Annotated in this window: 6 protein-coding genes and 1 pseudogene; 4 read left to right on the top strand and 3 right to left on the bottom strand. The window is 52.9% G+C overall.

Annotation, left to right across the window (positions count from 1 at the left end; translation table 11 throughout):
- Nucleotides 1-147: 147 nt before the first annotated feature.
- Entirely contained in the window at nt 148-615 is a 468-nt protein-coding gene (locus HMPREF2726_RS01010) for a CinA family protein (RefSeq protein WP_009312532.1), read from the top strand.
- 120 nt (nt 616-735) lie between these two features.
- Here HMPREF2726_RS01010 and HMPREF2726_RS01005 read toward each other — a convergent pair whose 3' ends face one another.
- A complete protein-coding gene (locus HMPREF2726_RS01005) occupies nt 736-2,574 on the bottom strand; it encodes an autotransporter assembly complex protein TamA (protein WP_009312531.1) in 1,839 nt (612 codons plus the stop codon).
- Nucleotides 2,575-2,873: 299 nt separating this feature from the next.
- Here HMPREF2726_RS01005 and sstT point away from each other — a divergent pair, with 299 nt between their 5' ends.
- A complete protein-coding gene (gene sstT / locus HMPREF2726_RS01000; protein WP_009312530.1) occupies nt 2,874-4,097 on the top strand; it encodes a serine/threonine transporter SstT in 1,224 nt (407 codons plus the stop codon).
- 67 nt (nt 4,098-4,164) lie between these two features.
- Here the strand turns inward: sstT and HMPREF2726_RS14255 are convergent.
- Both HMPREF2726_RS14255 and HMPREF2726_RS00995 read right to left on the bottom strand, forming a co-directional pair.
- A pseudogene (locus HMPREF2726_RS14255) lies at nt 4,165-4,270 on the bottom strand (IS5/IS1182 family transposase); the annotation flags it as partial.
- 129 nt (nt 4,271-4,399) lie between these two features.
- Nucleotides 4,400-5,134, bottom strand: a complete 735-nt coding sequence (locus tag HMPREF2726_RS00995; RefSeq protein ID WP_003755704.1) for an SH3 domain-containing protein — start codon at nt 5,132-5,134, stop codon at nt 4,400-4,402.
- A gap of 400 nt (nt 5,135-5,534) precedes the next feature.
- On the opposite strand from HMPREF2726_RS00995, the gene HMPREF2726_RS00990 reads away from it, so the two are divergent.
- Entirely contained in the window at nt 5,535-6,128 is a 594-nt protein-coding gene (locus HMPREF2726_RS00990; RefSeq protein ID WP_009312529.1) for a YdcF family protein, read from the top strand.
- Between the two features lie 100 nt (nt 6,129-6,228).
- On the top strand, nt 6,229-7,599 hold the full coding sequence (purB, locus tag HMPREF2726_RS00985) for an adenylosuccinate lyase (protein ID WP_009312528.1): 1,371 nt from the start codon (nt 6,229-6,231) through the stop codon (nt 7,597-7,599).
- Nucleotides 7,600-7,716: the final 117 nt, after the last annotated feature.

Genomic DNA, 7,716 nt, shown 5'->3' with positions numbered 1-7,716 from the left:
AGGGGATTTTGGGGGATTTTGCAAAGGTCTCAAATTGGGATTCCGGTTTTCAGACGACCTTTCGCCCACTCTCTGCAATCCACTATATAATAGGGTCTCCACCCAACCCCATATTTCGGGGAAACCCGCCCAGCGAAAGGACATCCCATGACCGCCCTGCAAACCATAGCCGAACACCTCACCCGACACCGCCAAACCGTCACCTGCGCCGAATCCTGCACCGGCGGTCTGTTGGCGGGCGCGTTCACCAGCATTGCAGGCAGCTCGCAATGGTTTCATCAAAGTTTCGTCACTTACAGCAACCAAGCCAAAGAAGAGCGCCTCGGCGTCATGCCCGACACGCTGCTGCAACACGGCGCGGTCAGCCGCGAGACTGTTTACGAAATGGCGCGCGGTGCGAAAGCCGTCGCTCAAGCCGACTACGCCCTCAGTATTTCCGGCATCGCAGGCCCGGGCGGCGGCAGCGCGGCGAAACCTGTCGGCACGGTTTGGTTCGGTTTGTCCACGCCGACCGAATCATTGGAACAGATGCAAGTCTTCAGCGGCGACCGCGAAGCCGTCAGAACACAGGCTGTCGAGTTTGCCCTTAATCTTTTGGCAAAACATTTGGTCTGACCGTTTTTTGTCGGCTGCGAATCCGTTGGCTTTCGAAAACCCGACGTGTGCGGTTTCCACATACCACATAAAAAAGCAGGGATGCCATCACGCACCCCTGCTTTTTGTTTTCAGACGACCTTAAAACCTTGTGCCCAAGCTGATGTGCCAACGGAGTTTTTTGTCTTGGTGTCCGTAGGCGACGTCGAAGGAGAACGGGGCGACGGGGCTGAACCAGCGCACGCCGAGGCCGGTGCCGTGTTTCATACTCATGCGTTTGAAGTTGCCTGCGGCGTCGCCGACATCGTGGAAGACGGCGCCGGATACGCTTTTGGTAATCGGGAATTGGTATTCGAGGCTGCCGACCAGTAATGCCCTATCGGGGAGGACGGAATTGTTCGGACCTGCCAGACCGATGCTGTCGAGTTCGTAACCGCGTACGGAAGAGGCGCCGCCGGTGCGGAACATGAGGCTGGAAGGTACGTCTTCGCCTTCGCGGGCGTAAACGTAACCTGCCTGCCCGCGGACGATGAAGGTGCCGAGTTTTTTGTTTTCGGGCGTGTAGAAATAGCCTGCGCGGGCGGTGGCGCGCGCCATGGCGGTGGAGGACAGGAAGTTGCCCAGCGTTGCGCCGATTTTGCCGTCGAGGTAGTAGCCGTTTTCGGGACGCAGCTCGGTTTCGATGTTTTGGCGTTTCCACGAGGCGGTCAGCATGGTAGCGTGGCTGCGGCCGAGGTCGTAATTGGTATCGGGCACTTTGCGGTCTTCGGTGATGAATTCGATACCGAGGCGCGATTCGATGCCGTTGCGGTCGCGCACGCGCCAAATACCGCTGGTCAGGGCGCGTTTTTCAAGGTTTTGGGTGGTCGAGCGGTTGTAGGACGTGTTGGTCGTCCAGTATTTGCCTTCGCTGTTGCGCGGCTGGCTGATACCGGCGGCAAGGGTGGTTTCGTATTTGTCCATGTCCCAAACGACGGAGCCGATGTAGCCTTTGTTGAAGAGGTTGTAGTAGTCGTAACCGATGCGTCCGCCGAGGCCGTATTCGGAATCGTAGCGGATACCGGTTTCGAGTTTGTGGCGTTTGACTTCGGTAACGTTGACTTTGACGGGCACGCGGTCGCCTTGGAGGCGGTCGAAGTCGGCTTGAACGGATGCGCCGGAGTAATGTCCGTTTTGTTCGAGCGCTTGTTGGAAGTCGAGCAAGAGGTCGAGGTCGTAGGGCGCGCCGGGTTTGAAGCGTGCCAGACCGGCGACGACGTTGTCGGGATAACGGCGGGTACCGGTGATTTCAAAGTCGCCGAAATAAATGGGGCGGTTGCTTTCGACGATCACGTTCAGATCGGCGGTGTTGTTGTTGGGATTGACGGTGGCTTGGGTATTGCTGAGTTTGGCAAGCGGGTATTTCTTGCGGGTTACTGCGCTGAGGACGGAGGTTTTGCTGCCGCTCCAGCCGTCTTGGTCAAAGTATTCGCCAACGGGCTGCTGCCAGTTGAGCATGGCTTTTTGGTAATACTCGGCAAGATTGTCGTCTGAAAGGATGTCGCCGAGGATGGCGACGCTGACGTTGTCGATTTTGGTGCGTGGGCCGGGATTGACGGCGACGGTGTAGCTCGAACCGTTGTCTTGGACGTTGACGCTGCCGTTGAAATAGCCTTTGGTTTTGAGCATGGTTTTGACGTTGTCGGGCGTTTCTTCGGCAAGGAAGCCGACCTGCTCTTTGTCCAACTCTTCGTCCTGCTGCTGGGTAATCAGCGGCAGGTATTCTTCGAGCATGGATTTGACTTCGCTGTTTTTGGTTTCGATTTTGACGGGAAACTTGGGCGTCAGTTTGCCTACTTTGTCAGCCTGCTCGGATTGCCCGCCCTGCTTGAAGCCGGGAATCGGTTCGTAGTCTTCGGCACGCGGCAGATCGGCTGCGGCTGCGTGTCCGTAGGCAAGGGCGAGTGAGGCAATCAAAATGGGCGAAGTCAGTCTGGTCATGGCAAAAAGTGTTTCAACGACAGAAGAGTTTTAAATTCTACCATTATTTTCAATCGGGTTTAAAACCCCGCCCGAGACAGAGGGGTCGTCTGAAAAGGCGGATACCCCTGTCTCTGCGCCACAGAAGCCAAACACATTAACTCCTTCCAAACCGAAAAATATGGCACAAACTGCCCAATTCTCTAAAAAATCAAGCATTTTCCGCCACAACAATCGATTTGATATGTAAACCTGCGCAATAATTGATATTTTCTTTTAAAATGCAACGTTTCTTAACACATAAAGTAAGAGGACATATCATGGCAAGTGGTAATCCACTGCTGAACGCAGTCAACCGTATCGGACTTGTCCCGCAAATCATCATCGGTTTGATGTTGGGCGTCTTGGTCGGCTCCATTTCCCCGAAAGCAGGTTTGGGCGCAGGGCTGCTCGGCGAATTGTTCGTTGGCGCATTGAAAGCCGTCGCCCCCGTATTGGTGTTTGTCTTAGTAACCGCCGCGCTGGTGCAATACCGCAAAGGCGGCGAAGCCAAAATCAAACCCATCATTATTCTGTATCTCGTCGGCACATTTGCTGCAGCCGCCGTCGCCGTTGCCGCCAGTATGGCACTCCCGACCGCGCTGGTGTTTAAAGACGTAGCTACCTCCACCCTCGCCCCGCCCTCCGGCATCATCCAAGTCCTCAAAGAGCTTTTGATGAAGCTCGTGTCCAACCCGATTAACGCCATCGCGCAAGCCAACTACATCGGCATTCTCGCATGGGCGTTGGTTTTAGGCTCCGCATTGCGCCACCACGGCTCCGACACCACCCGCCAAGTCGTCGCCGACCTCTCCGACGCCGTTACCACCGTCGTACAATGGGTTATCCGTTTCGCCCCCTTGGGTATTTTCGGACTGGTCTCCCAAACCGTTGCCGAAACCGGCTTTTCCGCCTTCCTCAGCTACGGACGCCTGCTGGCCGTCCTGCTCGGCAGCATGGCGTTTATCGCCCTCGTCGTGAACCCGCTCATCGTCTGGTCGCAAACCCGCAAAAACCCCTACGGACTGGTCTTCACCTGCCTGCGCGAAAGCGGACTCTATGCCTTCTTCACCCGCTCCTCCGCCGCCAACATCCCCGTCAACATGGCATTGGCGAAAAAACTCGGCTTGCATGAAGACACCTACTCCGTCTCCATCCCGCTGGGCGCAACCATCAACATGGCAGGTGCAGCGATTACCATCACCGTCTTAGCCATGGCAGCCGCCCACACCAAAGGCATCGTTGTCGACTACCCCACCGCCCTGCTCCTGAGCCTCGTCGCCACCGTCGGCGCATGCGGCGCATCCGGCGTTGCCGGCGGCTCGCTGCTGCTGATCCCCGTCGCCTGCAGCCTCTTGGGCATCGACAACGACTTCGCCATGCGCGTCGTCGGCGTCGGCATGATTATCGGCGTAATCCAAGACTCCGCCGAAACCGCCCTCAACTCCTCCACCGACGTACTCTTTACCGCCGCCGCCGACTTAGGCAGCCGCCGCAAAGACTAAAGATTCGGTTGTTTCACCAAACGTCAAAAAGGTCGTCTGAAATTTCAGACGACCTTTTTCTATTTTATAGTGGATTAAATTTAAACCAGTACGGCGTTGCCTTGCCTTGCTGTACTGTCTGTACTGTGCGGCTTCGTGGCCTTGTCCTGATTTAAATTTAATCCACTATATTGTCCAGATGGGATGGATTATTGAATGGACCCTATCCTAAATAATTAAGACAGTCCTCAATATTTTTTTCACTTTTCCATCATTTCTTTTATTGCTTGATACAGAACGTCACCAATAAAATCTATCCGATATTAATATGCATAAGCACCATCTCGTACATGACCTTTTTGCAGGTAGGCATTAGACACATAACCAGTCAGCCCGCCGACTTGAACTTTAACCCAGCAGCCACCGTTGGCATTGGTACAGGCGTTGGTTTCAGCCACCACTTGAAGTTGCTGACCGTCTTTCAATTGGGTAACAGAAACTGCTGAAATAGACGGTCCTCCTCTAAGATTTAACGAACCACTACCAGATTCCGAAATCACAAAAGCAGGGTAACGAACGAGTTTTTCGGTAACTTTGGACGCTTGTTGTGAAGCAGCCGGTTTTGCCGTAGCTTTTGGGGATTCTTCTTGTCTAATTCTAGGTTCTTCTTGTTTTATTCTGGCCTCTTCTTTTTGCTTAGGTTCCTCTTCTAAAGCTTGTTTCTTTTTAGCTTCTTCGCGTTTACGTTCCTCAGCAGCCTGTTTTTTCTTTGCTTCTTCCTGTTTTTTCTCTTCTTCCAGCATTTGCTTCATCTGTAAGTCTTCTTGGGCATCTTGGTAGGCTTTTTGATAGAGTTCGTCTTCTCTTTGCTGTTGCTCAATTTGTTTCCGGTGTTCTTGTTCTTGATTTTCGCGTTCAGCTTGTTGCTTTTGTTGCTGCGCCAATTGTTCTTTCAATGCAGCTAACTCTTTTTGGGTTTCACTTTCTCCACCATTACAGGCAGCAAGCAGAGACAGAGATAAAAAACCTACGGAAATAACTGATAAAGCTTTTTTCATGTTTACTCTCTAATAGTTGAACGAAGAGAAAAAGTCTTCAAAATTGGAGATAGCCTACATATCATTCAAGATGATGATGGCGTTGATATTATATTGCCGACTTTATGCAACTTTTACAAAAATCTGTTTTTGATAATATATTTTCCTTATACGCCATGTCAATACTGATTATCATATTCCCGGACTATGCATTAATGTCATTCCCAATTTAAATAATATCCGATGACGAAAAGCCATAAAAATATTTGTCGACAACAAAATTCGTACTTGGACGGATAGAAACAATCGGTTACTAAAAAAATATAGCTGAACGGCTGTATGAATTTCGTAAAATCTTAAGAACAAGCGGAACCTGCCCGTACAGCCGCGTTCCAATTATTTTCATCATTTTAGGATTCGGATGTTCAAAAAAGCCCTTGTTTTTATATTGATTTTATTCTTTACCGCCGCGCTTTTGCCGCTGTGGATTATGTGGCGCGATTTTTGGGTGTCGCGGTTGGATGCGGATACGGTGCGTCCGGCGGATGCTGCGGTTGTGCTTTCGACGCGTTCTTATGAAGGGGGTCGTCTGAATCCTTGTTTGGTGGCGCGTGTTGAAGCGGCTGTCGAGCTGTATCGTGCCGGCAAGGTGAAGAAACTGGTGATGTCGGGCGGACTCAGCCGCGATTTTCAGTCTGCTTCGGGCAATATGCAGGCGATTGCGGAGAAGATGGGGGTGCCGAAGGCGGACATTATCCAAGAGCGACGGGCGGAAAATACGTTTGAGAACATTGTGTTCAGCCGCGATTTTATTGAAAACAGCCCGCGCGTCGTCATTGTCAGCGCCGGTTTTCATTTGGCGCGGGCGCAGATGATGGCGGACAGGCAATGGCAGGGACACGATATTCAGGTGTATGCCGCGCCGTTTTGTTCCGAACCTTACGGCGGCTATGGTTACACGGTATTGCGCGAGTCGGCGGCGTTTGTCAAAAACGCTTTGAAGGGCAGGTTGTAGTTTCAGACGACCCCAAGTTGCCGAGTCAAATCATGTATAATTGCAAACAATTTGACTGTTTGATTTAACCGTTTGACCGACCTACCGACAGGACTCCGACATGATCAACCCTATCGCTGCACTTTCCCCCCTAGACGGCCGCTACGCCCAATCCGTTGAAGCATTGCGTCCGATTTTCTCCGAATACGGCCTGATGAGGGCGCGCGTCAAAGTCGAATTGAGCTGGCTCAAAGCCCTCGCCGCCGAACCGAAAATCACCGAAATCCCCGCCTTCAGCGATTTCACGCTTGCCGAAATCGACAAAGTCATCGAAAACTTTTCATTGGAAGACGCAGCCGCCGTCAAAGCCATCGAAGCGACCACCAATCATGATGTCAAAGCCATCGAATACTGGCTCAAAGAACGCTTCGCCGGCGTACCCGAAGTCGCCGCCGCCAGCGAGTTCATCCACTTCGCCTGTACCAGCGAAGACATCAACAACCTGTCCCACGCCCTGATGCTGCAAGAAGCGCGTGAAACCGTCATCCTGCCGAAACTTACCGAAATCATCGAAAAACTCACCGGCATGGCGCACGACCTTGCCGCCGTCCCCATGATGAGCCGCACCCACGGCCAACCCGCCACGCCGACCACCTTGGGCAAAGAAACCGCCAACATCGTGTACCGCCTGCAACGCCAGTTCAAAAACCTTCAGACGCAAGAATTCCTCGGCAAAATCAACGGCGCCGTCGGCAACTACAACGCCCACATGGTCGCCTATCCCGACGTCGATTGGGAAACCCATTGCCGCAACTTCGTCGAAATCGGCCTCGGCCTGACCTTCAACCCCTACACCATCCAAATCGAACCGCACGACTACATGGCTGAATTTTTCCAAACCCTCAGCCGCATCAACACCATCCTGATCGACTTCAACCGCGACGTTTGGGGTTATATTTCATTGGGTTACTTCAAACAAAAAGTCAAAGCGGGCGAAGTCGGCTCTTCCACCATGCCGCACAAAGTCAACCCCATCGACTTTGAAAACTCCGAGGGCAACCTCGGCATGGCAAACGCCGTATTGGGCTTCTTATCCGAAAAACTGCCCGTCTCCCGCTGGCAGCGCGACCTGACCGACAGCACCGTCCTGCGCAACATGGGCGTAGGCGTAGGCTATGCCGTGTTGGGTTTCGCCGCCCACCTGCGCGGCCTGAACAAGCTCGAACCCAACCCCGCCGCGCTGGCCGCCGATTTGGATGCCACTTGGGAGCTGCTCGCCGAACCGATTCAAACCGTGATGCGCCGCCACGGCGTCGCCAATCCTTACGAAAAACTGAAAGACCTGACGCGCGGCAAAGGCGGCATCACGCCCGAAGTGCTAAAAGTCTTCATCGAATCGCTGGAAATCCCCGCCGAAGCCAAATCCCAACTGCTCGCCCTGACCCCCGCGCTGTACATCGGCAAGGCGGAAGAATTGGCGAAACGGATTTGATACCGTCTTCATGATTTGAGATTGAGTTGAAACAAAAGGTCGTCTGAAAACCAAGATTCAGGTTTTTCAGACGACCTTTCGTCAAATATAGTGGATTAACTTTAAACCGGTACGGCG

Origin of the sequence: Neisseria sp. HMSC074B07 (genome assembly GCF_001810355.1) — a bacterium.
Classification (GTDB): Bacteria; Pseudomonadota; Gammaproteobacteria; order Burkholderiales; family Neisseriaceae; genus Neisseria.
This window is presented reverse-complemented; position numbering and strand designations above follow the sequence as displayed.

What these genes read in the sequence shown, in the direction of transcription:
- HMPREF2726_RS01010 (WP_009312532.1), top strand. Translation starts at nt 148, where the DNA reads ATGACCGCCCTGCAAACCATAGCCGAACACCTCACCCGACACCGCCAA.
- HMPREF2726_RS01005 (WP_009312531.1), bottom strand. Translation starts at nt 2,574, where the DNA reads ATGACCAGACTGACTTCGCCCATTTTGATTGCCTCACTCGCCCTTGCC.
- sstT (WP_009312530.1), top strand. Translation starts at nt 2,874, where the DNA reads ATGGCAAGTGGTAATCCACTGCTGAACGCAGTCAACCGTATCGGACTT.
- HMPREF2726_RS00995 (WP_003755704.1), bottom strand. Translation starts at nt 5,134, where the DNA reads ATGAAAAAAGCTTTATCAGTTATTTCCGTAGGTTTTTTATCTCTGTCT.
- HMPREF2726_RS00990 (WP_009312529.1), top strand. Translation starts at nt 5,535, where the DNA reads ATGTTCAAAAAAGCCCTTGTTTTTATATTGATTTTATTCTTTACCGCC.
- purB (WP_009312528.1), top strand. Translation starts at nt 6,229, where the DNA reads ATGATCAACCCTATCGCTGCACTTTCCCCCCTAGACGGCCGCTACGCC.